At 70.6% G+C, this 18,661-nt stretch carries 14 protein-coding genes and 1 pseudogene; 8 read left to right on the top strand and 7 right to left on the bottom strand.

What is annotated here, in order from left to right; translation table 11 throughout:
- Window positions 1-167: 167 nt before the first annotated feature.
- Complete coding sequence (locus tag GRC12_RS01830) at window positions 168-1,583, top strand: cation:dicarboxylate symporter family transporter (protein WP_244371904.1); 1,416 nt, start codon at window positions 168-170, stop codon at window positions 1,581-1,583.
- A 262-nt stretch (window positions 1,584-1,845) separates the two neighbouring features.
- Window positions 1,846-2,610 carry a DUF2127 domain-containing protein gene (locus tag GRC12_RS01825; RefSeq protein ID WP_208776833.1) on the top strand — a complete coding sequence of 255 codons (765 nt, stop codon included), beginning with the start codon at window positions 1,846-1,848 and terminating at the stop codon, window positions 2,608-2,610.
- On the opposite strand, the gene GRC12_RS01820 is transcribed toward GRC12_RS01825, so the two are convergent.
- Window positions 2,607-3,059, bottom strand: a complete 453-nt coding sequence (locus GRC12_RS01820; RefSeq protein WP_208776832.1) for a MarR family winged helix-turn-helix transcriptional regulator — start codon at window positions 3,057-3,059, stop codon at window positions 2,607-2,609. The two genes, GRC12_RS01825 and GRC12_RS01820, sit on opposite strands and share 4 nt — an antisense overlap.
- Before the next feature lie 91 nt (window positions 3,060-3,150).
- Between GRC12_RS01820 and GRC12_RS01815 the strand changes: the two genes are divergently transcribed.
- From GRC12_RS01815 to GRC12_RS01800, 4 genes are all read left to right on the top strand, one after another.
- Window positions 3,151-3,819, top strand: a complete 669-nt coding sequence (locus GRC12_RS01815) for a maleylpyruvate isomerase family mycothiol-dependent enzyme (protein WP_208776831.1) — start codon at window positions 3,151-3,153, stop codon at window positions 3,817-3,819.
- Between the two features lie 191 nt (window positions 3,820-4,010).
- The gene (locus GRC12_RS01810; RefSeq protein WP_208776830.1) at window positions 4,011-5,594 is read left to right on the top strand and encodes an AAA family ATPase; all 1,584 of its coding nucleotides are present in this window, start codon (window positions 4,011-4,013) and stop codon (window positions 5,592-5,594) included.
- A 47-nt stretch (window positions 5,595-5,641) separates the two neighbouring features.
- Window positions 5,642-6,028, top strand: coding sequence for a MerR family transcriptional regulator (locus tag GRC12_RS01805; protein WP_208776829.1), 387 nt, complete (start codon window positions 5,642-5,644; stop codon window positions 6,026-6,028).
- Between the two features lie 2 nt (window positions 6,029-6,030).
- Window positions 6,031-6,345 carry a thioredoxin family protein gene (locus GRC12_RS01800; RefSeq protein ID WP_208776828.1) on the top strand — a complete coding sequence of 105 codons (315 nt, stop codon included), beginning with the start codon at window positions 6,031-6,033 and terminating at the stop codon, window positions 6,343-6,345.
- Window positions 6,346-6,370: 25 nt separating this feature from the next.
- Here GRC12_RS01800 and GRC12_RS01795 read toward each other — a convergent pair whose 3' ends face one another.
- Window positions 6,371-7,204 carry a class II glutamine amidotransferase gene (locus tag GRC12_RS01795; protein WP_208776827.1) on the bottom strand — a complete coding sequence of 278 codons (834 nt, stop codon included), beginning with the start codon at window positions 7,202-7,204 and terminating at the stop codon, window positions 6,371-6,373.
- 33 nt (window positions 7,205-7,237) lie between these two features.
- Window positions 7,238-7,579: a carboxymuconolactone decarboxylase family protein gene (locus GRC12_RS01790; protein ID WP_208776826.1), complete on the bottom strand. Its 342-nt coding sequence runs from the start codon at window positions 7,577-7,579 to the stop codon at window positions 7,238-7,240.
- A gap of 264 nt (window positions 7,580-7,843) precedes the next feature.
- Between GRC12_RS01790 and GRC12_RS01785 the strand changes: the two genes are divergently transcribed.
- Both GRC12_RS01785 and GRC12_RS01780 read left to right on the top strand, forming a co-directional pair.
- Entirely contained in the window at window positions 7,844-10,093 is a 2,250-nt protein-coding gene (locus GRC12_RS01785; protein ID WP_208776885.1) for a HelD family protein, read from the top strand.
- A gap of 55 nt (window positions 10,094-10,148) precedes the next feature.
- Window positions 10,149-11,549, top strand: coding sequence for a cytochrome P450 (locus GRC12_RS01780; protein WP_208776825.1), 1,401 nt, complete (start codon window positions 10,149-10,151; stop codon window positions 11,547-11,549).
- Between the two features lie 45 nt (window positions 11,550-11,594).
- On the opposite strand, the gene glgB is transcribed toward GRC12_RS01780, so the two are convergent.
- The 4 genes and pseudogenes from glgB to GRC12_RS01760 form a co-directional block, all read right to left on the bottom strand.
- Complete coding sequence (gene glgB, locus GRC12_RS01775; protein ID WP_308286447.1) at window positions 11,595-14,768, bottom strand: 1,4-alpha-glucan branching enzyme; 3,174 nt, start codon at window positions 14,766-14,768, stop codon at window positions 11,595-11,597.
- Window positions 14,769-14,828: 60 nt separating this feature from the next.
- Window positions 14,829-16,220, bottom strand: a complete 1,392-nt coding sequence (locus GRC12_RS01770; RefSeq protein WP_208776824.1) for a maltokinase N-terminal cap-like domain-containing protein — start codon at window positions 16,218-16,220, stop codon at window positions 14,829-14,831.
- 94 nt (window positions 16,221-16,314) lie between these two features.
- A complete protein-coding gene (gene treS, locus GRC12_RS01765; RefSeq protein ID WP_208776823.1) occupies window positions 16,315-18,015 on the bottom strand; it encodes a maltose alpha-D-glucosyltransferase in 1,701 nt (566 codons plus the stop codon).
- Window positions 18,012-18,661 (bottom strand): annotated as a pseudogene (locus GRC12_RS01760) (alpha-1,4-glucan--maltose-1-phosphate maltosyltransferase); the annotation flags it as partial. The pseudogene GRC12_RS01760 and the gene treS, both read right to left, overlap by 4 nt.

Below are 18,661 nucleotides of genomic sequence, written 5' to 3'. Positions count from 1 at the left end.
AAGCGTGAACTAAATGAACGGAAGGGTGACCGCCCTCACAGGGGCACGGGATAGTCACCGCAATGCGGAAGCGAGCGGAAGCGGGACATTCGGTTCCAGCCATCGCGGCCGCCGGACGAAACCGCACCCCCGATCCCCATCCCCCGGACGTGAGCCGCACGCCGGTGATGCCGACGAAGACGTCAAGGAGGGCAGCCGTGGCCGCCGCCAGCACCCCCGATACGGCACCTGCCGCACCCCGCGTGAAGCGGGACCGTACCCACTACCTCTACCTCGCCGTGATCGCGGCGGTCGTGCTCGGTATCGCCGTGGGGCTGATCTGGCCCGACGCCGGCGTCGAGCTCAAGCCGCTCGGTACGGGCTTTGTGAACCTGATCAAGATGATGATCTCCCCGATCATCTTCTGCACGATCGTGCTCGGCATCGGATCGGTACGGAAGGCCGCGAAGGTCGGTGCCGTCGGCGGTATCGCGCTCGGCTACTTCCTGGTGATGTCGCTGGTCGCGCTGACCATCGGTCTCGTCGTCGGCAACATCCTGCACCCGGGCGACGGACTGCACCTCACCAACGCGATCAAGGCGTCCGGCCACGACCAGGTCTCCAGCGACGCGCTGCCGCCCGTGGACTTCGTGCTGTCGATCATCCCGACCACCTTCGTCTCGGCGTTCACCGAGGGCCAGGTCCTGCAGACCCTGCTCATCGCGCTGCTCACCGGCTTCGCGCTGCAGGCCATGGGCTCGGTGGGCCAGCCGATCCTGCGCGGTGTCGAGCACATCCAGCGGCTCGTCTTCCGCATCCTCGCCATGGTGATGTGGGCCGCCCCGATCGGTGCCTTCGGCGCCATCGCCGCGGTCGTCGGCTCGGCCGGCCTCGACGCCCTGAAGAGCCTCGCGGTCCTGATGCTCGGCTTCTACGTCACCTGCGTCCTGTTCGTCTTCGTCGTGCTGGGCACTCTGCTGCGGGTCATCGCCGGGCTGAACATCTTCACGCTGTTCAAGTACCTGGCCCGTGAGTTCCTGCTGATCCTGTCCACCTCCTCCTCCGAGTCCGCGCTGCCGCGGCTCATCGCGAAGATGGAGCACCTGGGCGTCAGCAAGCCGGTGGTCGGCATCACCGTCCCGACCGGCTACTCCTTCAACCTCGACGGCACCATGATCTACATGACCATGGCGTCCCTCTACATCGCCGACGCCCTCGGCACGCCGATGTCCGTCGGCGAGCAGATCCCGCTGCTGCTCTTCCTGCTGCTGGCCTCCAAGGGCGCGGCGGGCGTCAGCGGCGCGGGCCTTGCGACCCTGGCCGGTGGTCTGCAGTCGCACAAGCCCGCCCTGGTGGACGGCGTCGGTCTGATCGTCGGCATCGACCGCTTCATGAGCGAGGCCCGCGCCCTGACCAACTTCGCGGGCAACGCGGTCGCCACCGTGCTGGTCGGCACCTGGACCAAGGAGATCGACAAGATCCGCGTCCGCCAGGTCCTCGCCGGAGAACTCCCCTTCGACGAGACCACCCTCCTCGACGAGGGCGTGCAGCCGCACGCCGAGATCCCCGAGCAGGGCGGCGAGAAGGAACTCGCCAAGGCCTGAGGCCCCGGCGAACCCGGGAGGGGCCCGCCCTGAACGCGGGCCCGTCCCCCGCCCGCACCGGGCGGCTGAGCGTCCCCCCCGTCGCCCAGCCGCCCGGTCCGGGGTGGCCACCCGGTCCCGGGAGAAGCGGCGGGCGCCGCGGTGAACTGACCTCCCCGGATCGTCGTCTCTTACTCCGATGCACTAACGTGCCGTGCCGTCGACCGGCACGGCACGTTCGTACGCTCGGCATGCTCGACACGGCGGTATGGAGGCGCGGGGGATGAAGATCGACTGGGACCGGCGGACGTGTTCCCGCAAGGGGCACATCACGTACGCGCCGGACGACCCCCGGCTGCGGGTGCGGCTGCACGCCGAGACCGCCCTCGGCGAGGTCTGGCGCTGTCTGCGCTGCGGCGACTTCGTGCTCGGCGAGCCGCACGGCTCGGGACCGGCCGCCGAGGCGCCCCTGGTGCCGCGCGGCAAGGTGCTGCGTGATCTGTTCATCCTGCGCTTCCTGGCGGTCGAGCGGGCCGTGCGCGGGGTGTTCATCGTGCTGGTGGCGGTGGCCGTGTGGAAGTTCAGCAACAGCCAGGACTCGGTGCGCCGGCTCTTCGACGAGTACCTCGACGTCTTCCGGCCCGTCTTCCGGCACTTCCACTACGACCTCGACCACTCGCCGATCGTCGGCACCATCCAGAAGACCTTCGGCTACAAGCACTCCACGCTGGTCCTGGTGGCCGCGCTGCTGCTCGCCTACGCGCTGATCGAACTCGTCGAGGCGGTCGGTCTCTGGTACGCCAAGCGCTGGGCGGAGTATCTGACGGTGGTCGCCACCGCCGCGTTCCTGCCGCTGGAGATCTACGAACTCACCGAGCACGTCAGCTACTTGAAGATCGCCACCCTGGTCCTCAACATCCTCGCGGTGCTCTACATCGCCCTCGCCAAGCGCCTGTTCGGACTCCGGGGCGGCCGCAGGGCCTTCGAGGAGGAACGCCAGAGCGCGTCACTCCTGGAGGTCGAGGAGTCGGCCGGGGTGCCGGTCTAGGGCTGCCGCTCCGCCCAGGGGTCGGTGATCTCCCGCAGCAGGATCAGCGCCTCGCGCAGCTGCTTCATACGGCGCTTGCCGAGGTGCCGCTCCCACTCATCCTCGACCTCGGCCACGATCCCGTCGGCGATCTCCTTCGCCGCCCACGCCCTCTGTGCCAGGCACACGAGCCGGGCCCGTCTGTCGGTCGGGTCCGGCTCGCGGCGTACGTACCCGGTCTTCTCCAGCTGGTCGACCAGGAAGCCCGCGGTCTGCTTGGTCACCTGGGCCTGTTCGGCCAGCTCCGTCAGCCGTGTGCCCTCCGGCCCGATCCGCTGCAGGACCCGGGCCTGGGCGGGCGTGAGGTCGTCGTGCCCCGCTGCGGCGAGCACGGCGAAGATACGGTTCTCCAGGGCCCGATAGGGGAGGAACAGGAGCACTCCCGTATTGAGCTCGCTCTCCACCGCCATCGTGGACGTTCCTCCGCTTACCTTGACATTGGTCAGAGTCTCTGACTACTTTGGTCAGTGAAGCTTACCACTTGAGTGGGCGGTGATCCCCATGGGTGCGCAGTTGCCGACGGACGAGCTCTGGCAGGTCGTCGACCGTGAGCGGGCGGGCCTCGCCGATCTGCTGGCCGGTCTGAGCGCGGAGGAGTGGGAGACGCCCACCCGCTGCGGGGACTGGCGAGTGCGGGACGTGGCCGCCCATCTGACCATCGGGGCGCGCTATCCGGCGCGGACCGTGTTGCGGGAAGTCGTGCGCGCCCGGGGGGACTTCGACCGCATGATCCATGACTCGGCGCTGCGCGAGGCCCGGCTGCCCGTGGGCGAGATCGTCGCCCATCTGCGCTCCATCGTCGGCTCCCGGCGCATGGCCCCGCTGACCACGCCCCGCGAGTCGCTGCTGGACGTCCTCGTGCACGGCCAGGACATCGCCCTCGCGCTCGGCCGGACGCGCGAGATGCCGTCGGAGGCCGCTCGGGACGCCGCCGACCGGGTGTGGACCATGCGGATCCCGCCGCGTCCCTGGCCGCTTCCCCGGGCCCGGCTCGTCGCCACCGACATCGAGTGGACGCGCGGGGAGGGCGAGGAGATCCGCGGCCCGATCGCGGCGCTGCTCCTCCTGCTCACCGGGCGCCCCGAAGCGGCCCGCGTGTGGTTCGAGCGGGCCGGGGCGAAGGAGGCCGAGGAGCCACCCTGGACAACGGCGGTCGTTGCCGAGCGGTGAGACCGGGGCGAGTGACGAGACCGACGGGGGAGACGCGGGGGAACGGAGCGGCGGGTCCGGGAGCGGGCCCGCCGCTCCGGGTGCGAACGGCGACCGTTTGGTGACGCTTGCCCTACATGCTTTGCCTCCGGTGTCGGTTGGGACCAGGCTGGGGAGCCCTGGAGCGCACGTACCGACCATACGGAGGCGACATGGGGGAGTCCGAAGGGGCCGAGATCGTCAGCTCGGCCGCGTACGAGCGACGCTACGGCGCGGGCCGCGAGCCGTCGTCGCTGTCGATGGAACAGATCTCCGAGATGTTCTACGAGTTCCTCTCCGCCGTGGCCCATCCCCGGCGCAAGGAGGACGACGACCGCCGCAACCTCACCAGGCGGCTGCGCGAGCACCTCGGCTCGGCGCCCACCGACCGCCCGGTGGTCAAGGCGGCGTACCCGCCCTACGACCTCCCCAACGTGCACCTCGCGCTGGAACGCTGGTTCGCCGCCGACGGCCGCTCCTACGAGCTCATCGGCATGCGCGGCGCCCAGCACCACGGCGAGCTCACCCTCGGCGACATCCTCGAATCCGCCGACCGCTACGACCGGTTCACCATCGGCGCGGTCGACTACGCGCACCTGCCGATCTCCCCGGACGAGGAACTGGCCTGCGTCTCCTGCGGGTTCTATCTCGGCACGGACGGCGAGGAGCGGTTCGCGGTGCTGCTGCGCGGCCCCGCCGACGAGTACGGGCGCAACAAGGTCGAGATCGAGGTCCTCGCGCAGGAGAAGGAGTTCGCGGACCGGCTGCTCGCGGACCTCGACGCGATCGTGCGCGAGCACAACGTCTTCCGCGGCCAGGTGCTGTCCTTCGAGGGCTCCCAGTTCGGCCACGGTCTCGGCCCGTTCCGCTTCCACCGCAGGCCCGGCCTGACCCGCGAGGACATCGTGCTGCCGACCGGCCTGCTGGAGCGGGTGGAGCGTCAGGTGGTGGGCGTGGCCCGGCGCCGCGAGCAGCTGCGCGCGGTCGGCCAGCACCTGCGCCGGGGCCTGCTGCTCTACGGTCCGCCCGGCACCGGCAAGACCCACACCATCCGCTACCTCCTCTCCCACCTCCCGCAGTTCACGGCGGTCATCCTCTCCGGCACCAGCATCGAGGCCATCGGCCCGGCCTGCGCCCTGGCCCGGATGCTCCAGCCCGCGCTCGTCGTCCTGGAGGACTGCGACCTGATCGCCGAGGCCCGCGACTACGGCAACGGCGAACAGCCCCTGCTCTTCCAGGTGCTGAACGAGATGGACGGCCTCGGCGACGACGCCGACGTCGCCTTCCTGCTCACCACCAACCGCGCCGACCTGCTGGAACCGGCCCTCGTGCAGCGCCCCGGCCGCGTCGACCTCGCCGTCGAGATCCCGCTGCCCGACGCCGAGGGCCGCGCCGCCCTCCTCGCCCTGTACGGCACCCATCTCGGCCTCGGCGAGGACATCGCCGCCGAGGTGGTGACCCGCACCGAGGGCACGACGGCCTCCTTCACCAAGGAACTGGTGCGCCGCTCGGTGCTGATCGCGGCGGAACGCGAGTCCGCCCGCACCGAACCGGCGGACGTCCGCGAGGCCCTCGACGAACTCCTCTCCGACCGCGACCGCCTCACCCGCAGGCTGCTGGGCGTGCGGACCGGCGACGAGGACGAGGAGGACTGGCCGGCGGACGACGACGAGGAGGAGGTCCACTCGGGGCCGCCCTCCGGCGAATGGCTGCTGGGCCCGCGCCCGGGCCGGGCGCCCGGTGTGCCGCCCCGCTGACACCGGTGCTTGCCTTGACGTCGGCGTGAAGGCTTACGTTCGTAGGCATGCGAATCGGCGAGCTGGCCGCACGGGCCGGGACCACGACGAGGGCGCTCAGGTACTACGAGGCGCGCGGGCTGCTGCCCGCGCGCCGCGACGAGCTCGGACACCGGACCTACGACGAGAGCGATGTGAAGCTGCTCCGGCAGATCCGCACGCTGCAGGACTTCGGGTTCGACCTGGAGGAGACACGGCCCTTCGTGGAGTGTCTGCGGGCCGGTCATCCGGAGGGTGACTCCTGCCCGGCCTCGGTCGCGGTCTACCGGCGCAAGCTCGCCGAACTCGACGCGCTGATCGGTGAGTTGCAGGCGGTGCGGGCGACCATCGCCGTGCGCCTGGCCTCGACCGACAGCGAACCACCGTTGTGCGAACTGGGAGGGCGGGAACTGTGAGCGTGACCGAGGTGACGGACGCGGACTTCGCGGCGCAGGTGATCGGCTCGGAGCTGCCGGTGCTGGTGGAGTTCACCGCCGACTGGTGCCCGCCGTGCCGGCAGATGGGCCCGGTACTGAAGGCCCTCGCGGCCGAGGAGGGCGAGCGGCTGAAGGTGGTCCAGCTGGACGTGGACGCCAACCCGGAGACGACGAACGCCTACAAGGTGCTCTCGATGCCGACCTTCATGGTCTTCCGGGCCGGCGAGCCGGTGAAGGCGATGGTGGGCGCCCGCCCCAAGCGGCGGCTGCTCGCGGAGCTGGAGGACGTGCTCTGACCAGCCGGCCAGGGCCCTGCTCCGCCTACCCGTACTGGGGCTTGAAGGTGCGCAGGACGTCCTGCCCCGGCTGGACGATGCCGTACGTGCTCTCCGGCACCTCGTTCCAGGCGCCGGGCAGATCGCCCAGCGGCTCCGACACGATCAGCCGGGTGTCGTCGGAGACGTCCTTCAGGAACGAGACGTCGGGGTGGAGGGCGCGCAGGTCGCTGACGCGGCTGCTGTAGAACAGCGACCGTGAGGCGCCGGCGCTGGAGTACCGGAAGGCCCAGACCCGCTCCCCGTCGGTCACGGCGATCGTCATCTGCAGGGGCTCCGCCACCCCGTGCGTGTGCCCCACGTGTTCGACCAGGCCCGCCATACGGGCCACGGCTCCCGGGGGATCGACGTCGAGTCCGTAGGTGAGGGCCAGGTAGAACATGAGTTCCGAGTCCGTGGTGCCCTCGATCGAGGGGAACAGGACGGGGTCGACGGCGAGGGTGAGGTCGCGGCGCAGTACCGCGAAGTCCGCGATCGCGCCGTTGTGCATCCACATCCAGTGACGGTGCCGGAAGGGGTGGCAGTTGGTCTGCTGCACGGCCGTCCCGGTGGAGGCCCGGATATGGGCGAAGAACAGCGGCGAACTGACGTGGGAGGCGATCTCGTGGAGGTTGCGGTCGCTCCAGGCCGGGCCGGTGTCGTGGAAGACGGCCGGGGTGTGGGCGTGGTCGGTGTACCAGCCCACACCGAAGCCGTCGCCGTTGGTCGTCTCGACGCCCATCCGCGAATGGAGGCTCTGGTCGATCAGTGAATGCGTCGGGCGGTAGAGGACCTCCTCGATCAGCACGGGTGTCCCCGAGTAGGCGAGCCAGCGGCACATGACGGTCTCCCTGTCTCGGGCCTGCCGCGCCGGTCAGGCGGCGTCCGGCAGGTCCAGTCCGAAGGCCTCGCCGATGTTCCGGGCGGCGGACACGACACGGGCGCTGCCGACGACGGGTGCGATGGCCACGAGGGTGCCCCGGATCCGCTCCAGCGGAATGCCCAGTGAGTCCGCCGTGCCGATGTTGAGCAGGTAGGAGGCCGGCGCGGCGTCCATGGCCACCAGCGCCGCGATACGGGTCAGCAGGTACGTCTCCGGGTCGAGGCCCGACCGCTCGAAGGTGTTGAGGGTCATCTGCACGAGCGTTTCGAAGACGGGAGCGTCGGCCTCGGCGAGTGCGGTCACTCCGCCCGCGCCGGTGGTGTCCTGGGTCATCTCGGGGTCCGTTCTCGCAGGGGTGCGGAGGTTGTGGTCACCCACCAGCGAACTCCGGCCCGAGCGAGCGCCGCCTCACCCGCCGCGGGTGGTTCCGGCGGCGCCCGACCCGACGGGAACAAAGAGAAATCCCCCGAGCAATTGCGCTCGGGGGATTTTCCTGCGTATATTCAATGGTTCGCGACTTCACGGGAATTGAGTCGCAAAGAAGTTCAGTGAGCACAGTATATCTGGCCGGGAGTGGAATTGTCAAACAGCGATGAAATTCGCGGTGAGCAGGAATTCATCGACAGGCTTTACGCCCGTGTGGACGCCCTGCGCGGGGACACCGAGGCCGGTGTCACGGACGCGCTCGCCCAGGGCGACACGCCCATGCAGGCCCGGCTGGAGCGAGACATCCTGGTCGCCGAGCGCTCCGGACTGCTGGCCGCCCTGAACGCGGTGGACGGCTCGCTCTGCTTCGGCCGGATCGACCTGACCTCGGGCGCCAACCACCACATCGGCCGCATCGGGCTGCGCACCGACGACGCCGAGCGCACCCCGATCCTCATCGACTGGCGGGCCGACGTCGCCCGCCCCTTCTACCTGGCCACCGGCCACACCCCGATGGGTCTGCGCAGGCGTCGGCACATCACCACCGGCGGCCGTACCGTCACCGCCCTGCACGACGAGATCCTCGACCTCGGCGACCGGGAGCGCACCGGCCACGAGGACCCGACCGGCGACGCCGTGCTGCTCGCCGCCCTCGACGCGGCCCGCACCGGACGTATGCACGACATCGTGCAGACCATCCAGGCCGAGCAGGACGAGATCATCCGGGCGCCCCACCGCGGTGTGCTGGTCGTCGAGGGCGGCCCGGGGACCGGCAAGACGGCCGTCGCGCTGCACCGGGCGGCCTTTCTCCTCTACGAGCACCGGGAACTGCTCGCCAAGCGGGCCGTGCTCATCGTCGGCCCCAACCCCGCCTTCCTCGGCTACATCGGCGAGGTGCTGCCGGCCCTCGGCGAGACGGGCGTACTGCTCGCCACCGTGGGGGAGCTGTTCCCCGGCGTGCGGGCGACGGCCACGGACACCCGGGAGGCGGCGGCCGTGAAGGGCCGCGCCGACATGGCGGATGTGCTCGCCGACGTCGTACGCGACTGGCAGGCGCTGCCCGACCCGGTGATCGCGATCGAGCACGACCGGGAGGTGCTGATGCTCGACGACGGCCTGGTGAAGGTCGCCCGCGAGAAGACCCGGGCCGCCCGGCTGCCGCACAACGTGGCCCGGGAGCACTTCGAGGGCCACATCCTCAACACGCTCACCGAGCTGTACGCCGAGCGCGTCGGCACCGACCCCTACGACGGCGGCAGTCTGCTGGACGCCTCCGACGTCACCCAGATCCGTGACGAGATCGCCGAGAACCCCGAAGTGTGGGCCGCCATCGACCAGTTGTGGCCGCGGCTGACCCCGCAGCGGCTGGTCGCGGACTTCCTCGCCGACCCCGTCGGCTACGTCTCGGACGAGGACGCCGCCGCCATCCGCCGCCCGGTGACCCGCGCGTGGACCGTGGCCGACGTCCCGCTGCTCGACGAGGCGGCCGAACTGCTGGGCGTGGACGAGCGGTTCGCGCGGGCGCGGGCCGAGCGTGAGCGGGAGACCCGGATCGCCTACGCGCAGGGCGTGCTGGACGTGTCCTTCGCCTCCCGGACCTACGAGTTCGAGGACAAGGAGGACAGCGACCCGGACGGCTCCGAGGTGCTGTCCGCGCACGACATCATCGACGCCGAGCGGTTCGCCGAGCGGCAGGAGGAGGACGACCACCGCAGCGCCGCCGAGCGCGCGGCCGCCGACCGCACCTGGGCCTTCGGGCACATCATCGTGGACGAGGCGCAGGAGTTGTCGCCGATGGCCTGGCGGCTGCTCATGCGGCGCAGCCCGACCCGCTCGATGACCCTGGTCGGCGACCCGGCGCAGACCGCGGAGGCGGCGGGCGTCGGCTCCTGGGAGAAGATCCTCGCGCCCTACGTCGAGGACCGCTGGGAGCACACCCGCCTGGGCGTCAACTACCGCACCCCCGCCGAGATCATGGACCTCGCGGCGGCCGTCGTACGCGCCGAGAACCCGGACTTCGAGCCGCCGAGCTCGATCCGTTCGACAGGGGTACGGCCCTGGGTGCGCGCCACCGACGACCTGCCCGGCGCGGTCGCCGAGGCGGTGAAGGAGCTGACCCCCGCCGAGGGCCGGCTCGCGGTCATCGCCCCGCGCCATCTGCACCGCAGGCTCGCGGCCCGGCTGGACGGGGTGACGGCCGGCGCGGAACCGGACCTGACCCGGACCGTCGTCCTGCTCGACCCGCGTCAGTCGAAGGGGCTGGAATTCGACTCCGTGCTGGTGGTCGAGCCGGGCCTGTACGGCACCAGCGACCTGTATGTGGCGCTGACCCGGGCCACGCAGCGGCTGGGCGTGCTGCACACCGGACGGCTGCCGAAGGGGCTGGTCGACACGGGCGCCTTGGGGATCACCAAGCCGTAACAGTTCCCGCCATGGTCACTGCTCGTACACGGTCGGTGCGGTATGCGTGGTGGTCATGGAAGCCCATCCGTACACCGGCGCGCCGGCCGACCGTCCCCGGCTCGAGTCGCTGCCCGTCCAGCCGCTGCTCACGGCGGAGTTCGACGCCGATCCCGGGGCGGTGTACGACAGGCTGCGGCGCACCTACGGCCCGGTGGCTCCGGTCGGGCTGATGGGCGTGCCCGTATGGCTGGTTCTCGACTACCGAGAGGTGCTGGAGGTCCTGAAGAACGAGAACCAGTGGCGACGGGACGTCCGGTACTGGCGGGCCCGGGCCGAGGGACGCCTGCCCCACGACTGGCCGCTGCTCGCCGGGTACGAGGTGCGGCAGACCATGTTCATGGACGACGAGGAGCACCGGGCGGCGCGCGTGACGCTGCACTCGGCGCTGCGGCCCTTCCAGGAGCCGAGCACTCCGCAGGGATGGGAGCTCAGGGCGACCGTCGCGCGGTACGCGGACGAACTCGTCGGCATGCTCGCCGCCGAGTCGGGGACGGCCGGGTTCGCGGACCTGGGCGCCCAGTACACCCGGCCGCTGCTGCTCATGGTCACCACCAAGCTGTTCGGCTGCCCGGTCGAACTCGGCGACGAACTGGTCATGGACCTGTGGCGGATGCTGGACGGCGGGCCGGACGCGGGGCCCGCGACGGGACGGGCGCTGGCGGCGATGACCCGGCTGGCCGCGCACCGGCGGGCCCGGCCCGGGGACGACCTCACGTCCTACATGCTGCTGGCCGACCCGGGCATGAGCGACGAGCAGCTGGGCCGGGAGCTGTTCATGAACGCCGTGTACCTGAACGACATCACCGGCAACATGGTGCTCAACACCCTGCTGGAGGTGCTGCGCGGCAACGCCGGGGTGCGGCGGAGCCTGTCGGCCGGGCAGTTTGGGGAGACGGTCAACCGGGCGGCGCTGGTCAATCCGCCGGTCGCCAACATGTGCTTCCGCTTCGCGGCGCGGGACGCGCTGCTGGGCGACTTCTGTGTGCGGGCCGGTGACGTCGTCTCGCCGTCGGCGGCCGCGGCGCACCAGGACCTGCTGGCGATCGGTTCCTCCCCGATGGTGGGGTCGACGGTCAGTACCCGGGCCCATCTGGGCTGGGGCGCCGGTCCGCACGGCTGCCCGAGCGCGGCGCGCGAACTGGGCGGAATGATCGTGACCACGGCGGTCGGCCGCGTCTTCGACCACTTCACCAAGGCCGAACTGACCCTGCCGCCGGACCAGTTGCCGTGGCGGACGGGGCCGGTGGTGCGGGGTCTGAGGCTGCTGCCGGTGCGGTACGAGCTGAGCGGCCGGGTGCGTCCTTCCGCCCCGGGGGCGCGGGAGGAGCCCGTCGCGGTCGACACGGGCCGGGGCGACAGTCATGTGCGGGGGATGCTGTCGGCGCTGCGGAGGCTGATGTTCGGGAACCGTTGAGCGGGGCCCGGGGCCTGTGTGTCCCGGGCCCCTGCTCCGGAGCGGTCACGCCGGGCGCAGCCAGAGCGTCGCCAGCGGGGGCAGGGTCAGCCGGATGCTGGCCGGGCGGCCGTGCCAGGGGTGGGGCTCCGGTTTGATGTCGTCCGGGTTGGTGACGTCGGTGCCGCCGTATCGCGCGGCGTCGGTGTTCACCGCCTCGTGCCAGGCGGGGACGTCGTCCGGGACACCCAACCGGTAGTCGTGGCGGACCACCGGGGAGAAGTGGGAGACGGCCAGGAGCGGGGTGCCGTCGGTGGCGTACCTCAGGAACGCGAAGACGTTGTCGTCGGCCGCGTCGCCCACGATCCACTCGAAGCCCGCCGGCTGGATGTCCTGCTGCCACAGCGCCGGGCTGTGCCGGTACACGGTGTTGAGATCGCGGACCAGGTCACGCACGCCCCGGTGGTCGGCCTCCGCGCCGTACCCCGGGTCGAGCAGCCACCAGTCCGGGCCGTGCGCCTCCGACCACTCCGCGCCCTGCGCGAACTCCTGCCCCATGAAGAGCAGTTGCTTGCCGGGGTGCGACCACATGAAGGCCAGATAGGCACGCAGGTTGGCCCGCTGCTGCCACCAGTCGCCCGGCATCTTCGACACCAACGAGCGCTTGCCGTGGACGACTTCGTCGTGCGAGATGGGCAGGACGTAGTTCTCGCTGTAGGCGTACACCATCGAGAACGTCATCTCGTTGTGGTGGTACTTGCGGTGGATCGGCTCGTGGCTCATGTAGTCCAGCGAGTCGTGCATCCAGCCCATGTTCCACTTCAGGCCGAAGCCGAGCCCGCCGAAGCCGCCCGGGCCCCGGTGGTGCGTGGCGCGCGTGACGCCGTCCCAGGCCGTTGACTCCTCCGCGATCGTCACCACGCCCGGCACCCGCCGGTACACGGTCGCGTTCATCTCCTGCAGGAAGGCGACGGCGTCCAGGTTCTCCCGGCCGCCGTGCTCGTTCGGCACCCACTGGCCCGGCTCGCGCGAGTAGTCCAGGTAGAGCATGGAGGCGACGGCGTCCACCCGCAGACCGTCGATGTGGAACTCCTCGCACCAGTAAATGGCGTTCGCCACCAGGAAGTTGCGCACCTCGCGGCGGCCGAAGTCGAACTCCAGGGTGCCCCAGTCGGGGTGCGCGGACCGCAGTGGGTCCTCGTGCTCGTACAGCGGGCGGCCGTCGAACTCCGCGAGCGCCCAGTCGTCGCGCGGGAAGTGTGCCGGCACCCAGTCCATCAGGACGCCGATGCCGGCCTGGTGGAGGGCGTCGACCAGGTACCGGAAGTCGTCCGGGGTGCCGAGGCGGGCCGTCGGCGCGTAGAAGCCGGTGACCTGGTAGCCCCAGGAGCCGCCGAAGGGATGCTCGGCGACCGGCATCAGCTCGACGTGGGTGAAGCCGAGGTCCTTGACGTACGCGGGGAGCTGCTCGGCGAGTTGACGGTACGTCAGTCCTGGGCGCCAGGAGGGCAGATGGACCTCGTACACGGAGAACGGCGCCTCGTGCGCGGGCAGGTCCGCGCGGCGGGCCAGCCACTCCGCGTCCCGCCACTCGTGGTGCGAGGCGGTGATGATCGACGAGGTCTCCGGCGGGGCCTGGGTGCGGCGGGCCAGTGGGTCGGCGCGCAGGGTCTTGGAGCCGTCGGGGCGGGTGATCTGGAACTTGTACAGCTCGCCCTCGCCGATGCCGGGCACGAACAGCTCCCACACGCCGGAGGAGCCGAGCGAGCGCATCGGGTAGCCGGTGCCGTCCCAGAAGTTGAAGGTGCCGGCCACGTGGACGCCGCGTGCGTTGGGGGCCCACACGGAGAATCGGGTGCCTGCCACGCCCTGGTGGGTCATCGGGTGCGCGCCCAGTACCTTCCACAGCTCCTCGTGCCGGCCCTCACCGATCAGGTGCAGGTCCAGCTCGCCGAGCGTGGGCAGGAAGCGGTACGCGTCCTCGACGTCCTGCACGGACCCCTCGTAGGTCACGAGCAGCCGATACCCCGGCGGCACCTCCGACAACGGCAGCAGCCCGGAGAAGAACCCGTCCCCGTCGTCCTCCAACTCCGCCCGCAGCTCACCGGCGACGACGGTCACGCCCAGCGCGTAGGGCCGGAAAACCCGGAACGCCACGCCCCCGTCGACGCGGTGGGCCCCCAGCACGGTGTGCGGATCATGATGGGTACCGGCCAGCAACCGCTCCCGATCCTCACGACCGAGAGTGACGGGCTGCGCGGAGCCGGAGTCACCGGCGGCGGCAAGTGGCTCCGGGGCTGTGCCGCCCTCGGGAGCGGGGTGCTCGGTGCTGCCGGGCTCGCCGGAGGCGCTGGCCGCGGTGAGTCGCTCCGGCGCCGAAGGGGGCGTCGTGGCGGGTCGCGGTGCCGCGGCAGTCGACGGCACGGTCTCGGACGACGTCGGCTCCGTCGGCGCGGCGGCAGCCGCCTGCGCCGCCGCAGCGACCTTGCCGGCCGTCGCCTTCGAGGTCGCCGTCTTGGCAGGGGCCCTCTTCGCGGTGCTCGCCTTCTTGGCCGCGGCCTTCGCCGTCACCGCCTTCTTGGCGACCGTCTTCTCAGCAGCGGCCTTCTTGGCAGCCGTAGCGGAAGAAGCGGCCTTCGCCGGAGCCTTCTTGGCGGCCGCCTTGGCCACCGTGCCCGCGGCGGTCGCCTTCTTCGCGGCTGTCTTCTTGAGCGCCGTGCCCTCGCCGGCGACCTTCTTCGCGGCTGTCTTCTTGGCGGCCGTCTTCTTCACCGCCGCGCCCTCGCCGACGACCTTCTTCGCCGCCGTCTTCTTCACCGCCGTACCCTCACCAGCGGTCTTCTTCGCCGCGGCCGTCTTCTTCGCCGCCGGACCCTCGGCGGCGACCTTCTTGGCGGCAGCCTTCTTGAGCGCAGTTCCCTCGCCGGGGACCTTCTTGGCCGCTGTCTTCTTGGCCGCCGTGCCCTCCGCAGCCACCTTCTTCGCGGTCGTCTTCTTCGCGGCTGCCTTCTTCGCCGTCGCCTTCTTGGCGGTCACCTTCTCCGCCGGGGCCGCGCCCGCCGGGGCCTTCGGGGGCGTCTTCCTCGCCGGGGTCTTCTCCGCCCCCGACGAGGAAGACCCCGGCGTGACCTTGTCCGCGGCCTTCTTCACCGCCTTCTTCACACTCTTCGCGGCTTTGACGGCCTTGTCCTCGGCCGTCTTCTTGGGATCCGGACCGCTGGACGTGGGGCGGGGGGTCACGGGCGGCGCCTCCTCGGCGAAGGGTCGGGGGTGGAGTAGGTCAGTACAGGACGGTACAAGTCAGTACAGGTCAGAGGTGGCGTAACGCTCTATCGCCGTCATCGGCACCGACAGCCAGTCGGGCCGGTGCCGGGCCTCGTAGACGACCTCGTAGATCGCCTTGTCGGTCTCACAGGCCCGCAGCAGTACCGGGTCGGTGCGCGGATCCGCGCCGCTGACCTCGGCGTATCCGGAACAGTACGCCGCCCGGCAGGTCTCGGCCCAGTCCTCCGCGGCCGACGGCCCCGCGGAGTGCGCGGCATAGTCGAAGGACCGCAGCATGCCCGCGACGTCCCGCACCGGCGGCTGCGGCATCCGACGCTCGGCCAGCGGCCTGGCCGGCTCGCCCTCGAAGTCGATCAGCCACCACTGACCGCCCGGCGAGCGCAGACACTGCCCGAGGTGCAGATCCCCGTGGACGCGCTGCGCGGTCCAGACACGGCCCTCGGCCGCCAGGTCGGCCAGCGCCGTGAACGCCGAGCGCAGGGCCGGCACGTACGGCCGCAACACCGGCACCGCCTGCGCCGCCGCCTCCAGCCGTTCGATCATGCCGTCGGCCAGCAGTTCCATCTGGGTGTGGCCGAGCGTGACCGTCGGCAGCGCACGGGCCAGCGCCGTGTGGACCTCGGCCGTCGCACGGCCCAGCGCCCGCGCCTCGGCACCGAAGTCCTCGCCCTTGGCGAGTTCCCGCAGGGCCAGCTCCCAGCCGTCGGACGCGCCCTGCAGGAAGGGCTGCAGCACGCCCAGGACGTACGGCTCCCCGCCCAGCTCCGCCCGCAGCCACGCCGTCGGCGGGGGCACCCGGGGGCAGCCCTCGCGGGCCAGTGCCAGCGGCAGCTCCAGGTCGGGGTTGACGCCGGGCACCACCCGGCGCATCAGCTTCAGGATGAACGTATCGCCGTAGACGACCGACGAGTTCGACTGCTCGGCGGTCATCAGCCGCGGGACGAGTCCGGCCCGGATCTCCCGGCCCGGCTCCCGCTCGAAACGCAGCCCGCCGATGCGGGCCTGGGAGCGCAGCGCCTCCAGGAGCACCTCGGCGGGCCGGGAATCGTACAGGGCCTCGTACACCGTGCGTCCGGCGAGCGGGCCCTCCTCCACATGTCCGATCAGCGCGGGCGCCAGCCGGGGCGGCAGCGCCTCGCGCACGCCTATGAGCAGCTGGTAGCAGTCGCCGGGGTGGGTCTCCGCGCCCAGCGCGGACGGCTGGTGGGCGCGCACCAGCAGGTGGTAGAGGCCCAGCTTGCCGTCGACGGGGAGCAGCTCGGTGGCGGCGACCAGTGAGAACCCGGTGACCGGACGTCCCTTGCCGGCGAACCAGCGCTGCCGGGGCAGCCACTCGCGCAGCAGGGGGTCCAGTGACGCAAGGAGGCCGGGGCTGGTCGTGGCGGTACTGGTGACGGCTTCCGACATGGCGTCGCGTCCTTTCCCCGGGTGGGCGGGGTGTTACGTATGCGTGCCCCGGGTGGGGCGGGAGAAACCGCCCCACGCCGGGTTCGCGGGGCTGCTAGGCGCCTTCCCCGCGGAGCCGGAACCAGTAGAACCCGTGCCCCGCGAGGGTCAGCAAGTACGGCAGTTCCCCGATGGCCGGGAAACGCACCCCACCGAACAGCTCCACCGGATGCCGCCCGTTGAACTCGCGCAGGTCGAGCTCGGTGGGCTGTGCGAACCGGGAGAAGTTGTGCACGCACAGCACGAGATCGTCCTCGTACTCGCGCAGGAAGGCGATGACCGCCGGGTTGGACGACTGCAGCTCCGTGTAGGACCCGAGCCCGAAGGCCGGGTTCTGCTTACGGATCTCGATCATGCGGCGGGTCCAGTGCAGCAGCGAGGAGGGCGACGACATCGACGCCTCGACGTTGGTGACCTGATAGCCGTAGACCGGGTCCATGATGGTCGGCAGGTAGAGGCGCCCGGGGTCACAGGACGAAAAACCCGCGTTACGGTCAGGTGTCCACTGCATCGGCGTGCGGACCGCGTCCCGGTCGCCGAGCCAGATGTTGTCGCCCATGCCGATCTCGTCGCCGTAGTACAGGATCGGCGAGCCCGGCAGGGACAGCAGCAGGGCGGTGAACAGCTCGATCTGGTTGCGGTCGTTGTCGAGGAGCGGGGCGAGCCGGCGCCGGATGCCGATGTTGGCGCGCATCCGTGGGTCCTTGGCGTACTCGGCCCACATGTAGTCGCGTTCCTCGTCGGTGACCATCTCCAGGGTCAGCTCGTCGTGGTTGCGCAGGAAGATGCCCCACTGGCAGTTCTTCGGGATCGCCGGGGTCTTGGCCAGGATCTCCGAGACCGGGTAGCGGGACTCCCGTCGTACGGCCATGAAGATGCGCGGCATGACCGGGAAGTGGAAGGCCATGTGGCACTCGTCGCCGCCGGACTCGAAGTCGCCGAAGTAGTCGACGACGTCCTCGGGCCACTGGTTGGCCTCGGCCAGCACCACCGTGTCCGGGTAGGAGGCGTCGATCTCCTTGCGCACCCGCTTGAGGAACTCATGGGTTGCCGGAAGGTTTTCGCAGTTGGTGCCCTCCTCCTGGTACAGGTACGGCACCGCGTCCAGCCGGAAGCCGTCGATGCCCAGGTCCAGCCAGAACCGCAGGGCGGAGATCATCTCCTCCTGGACGGCCGGGTTCTCGTAGTTGAGGTCCGGCTGGTGGGAGAAGAACCGGTGCCAGAAGTACTGCTTGCGGACCGGGTCGAAGGTCCAGTTGGAGGCCTCGGTGTCGACGAAGATGATCCGGGCGTCCGGGAACTGCTTGTCGTCGTCGGCCCACACGTAGTAGTCGCCGTAGGGGCCGTCGGGATCCTTGCGGGACTCCTGGAACCACGGGTGCTGGTCGCTGGTGTGGTTCATGACGAAGTCGATGATCACCCGCATACCGCGCTGGTGGGCGGCGTCGACGAACTCCACGAAGTCGGCGAGGTCCCCGAACTCCGGCAGGACGGCGGTGTAGTCCGAGACGTCGTAACCGCCGTCGCGGAGGGGTGACTTGAAGAAGGGCGGCAGCCACAGGCAGTCGATGCCCAGCCACTGCAGGTAGTCGAGTTTGGCGGTCAGGCCCTTGAGGTCGCCGACGCCGTCGCCGTTGCTGTCCTGGAAGGAACGGACGAGGACCTCGTAGAACACCGCGCGCTTGAACCAATCCGGGTCGCGGTCCTTGGTGGGGGTGTCCTCGAAGGTGTCCGGAACGGGCTCGTTGACGATCATGTTGTGGGTGACCCTCCGATCTGCGGGGTGGACGGTCGCAGGAGCGTGAACACGTGCGCGGGACGGGTGCCCGGTTCCAGGCGCACGTAATTGGCCCTGCCCCAGTGATAGGTCTCGCCGGTGAGCTCGTCGCGCACCGGCACCGACTCGTGCCAGTCCAGGCCGAGTTGCGGCATGTCCAACGAGACCGTGGCCTCCTGGGTGTGGTGAGGGTCGAGGTTGGCGACCACCAGAACCGTGTTCGAACCGCTCCGTTTCGAGTATGCGATCACCGGGTCCTGGTCCGCATGGTGGAAGTGCAGATCGCGCAGCTGCCTCAGGGCCGGGTTCGCGCGGCGGATCGCGTTGAGCCGGGTGATGAGGGGGGTGATGGTGCGGCCCTCGCGTTCGGCCGTCTCCCAGTCCCGGGGGCGCAGCTGGTACTTCTCGGAGTCGAGGTATTCCTCGCTGCCCTCGCGCAGGGGGACGTTCTCGCACAGTTCGTAGCCGGAGTACACGCCCCAGGTCGGGGAGAGGGTGGCGGCCAGGACGGCGCGGACCTCGAAGGCGGGCCGGCCCCCGTGCTGAAGGTATGCGTGCAGGATGTCGGGGGTGTTGACGAAGAAGTTGGGCCGCATGTAGGCGGCCGTCTGTGTGGACAGCTCCG

The organism is Streptomyces griseorubiginosus, assembly GCF_017614965.1.
In the GTDB taxonomy this organism is placed as follows: domain Bacteria; phylum Actinomycetota; class Actinomycetes; order Streptomycetales; family Streptomycetaceae; genus Streptomyces; species Streptomyces griseorubiginosus_B.
This window is presented reverse-complemented; position numbering and strand designations above follow the sequence as displayed.

What these genes read in the sequence shown, in the direction of transcription:
- treS (WP_208776823.1), bottom strand. Translation starts at nt 18,015, where the DNA reads ATGATCGTCAACGAGCCCGTTCCGGACACCTTCGAGGACACCCCCACC.
- GRC12_RS01820 (WP_208776832.1), bottom strand. Translation starts at nt 3,059, where the DNA reads ATGGCGGTGGAGAGCGAGCTCAATACGGGAGTGCTCCTGTTCCTCCCC.
- GRC12_RS01795 (WP_208776827.1), bottom strand. Translation starts at nt 7,204, where the DNA reads ATGTGCCGCTGGCTCGCCTACTCGGGGACACCCGTGCTGATCGAGGAG.
- GRC12_RS01825 (WP_208776833.1), top strand. Translation starts at nt 1,846, where the DNA reads ATGAAGATCGACTGGGACCGGCGGACGTGTTCCCGCAAGGGGCACATC.
- GRC12_RS01780 (WP_208776825.1), top strand. Translation starts at nt 10,149, where the DNA reads ATGGAAGCCCATCCGTACACCGGCGCGCCGGCCGACCGTCCCCGGCTC.
- GRC12_RS01790 (WP_208776826.1), bottom strand. Translation starts at nt 7,579, where the DNA reads ATGACCCAGGACACCACCGGCGCGGGCGGAGTGACCGCACTCGCCGAG.
- GRC12_RS01810 (WP_208776830.1), top strand. Translation starts at nt 4,011, where the DNA reads ATGGGGGAGTCCGAAGGGGCCGAGATCGTCAGCTCGGCCGCGTACGAG.
- GRC12_RS01815 (WP_208776831.1), top strand. Translation starts at nt 3,151, where the DNA reads ATGGGTGCGCAGTTGCCGACGGACGAGCTCTGGCAGGTCGTCGACCGT.
- GRC12_RS01770 (WP_208776824.1), bottom strand. Translation starts at nt 16,220, where the DNA reads ATGTCGGAAGCCGTCACCAGTACCGCCACGACCAGCCCCGGCCTCCTT.
- GRC12_RS01830 (WP_244371904.1), top strand. Translation starts at nt 168, where the DNA reads ATGCCGACGAAGACGTCAAGGAGGGCAGCCGTGGCCGCCGCCAGCACC.
- GRC12_RS01805 (WP_208776829.1), top strand. Translation starts at nt 5,642, where the DNA reads ATGCGAATCGGCGAGCTGGCCGCACGGGCCGGGACCACGACGAGGGCG.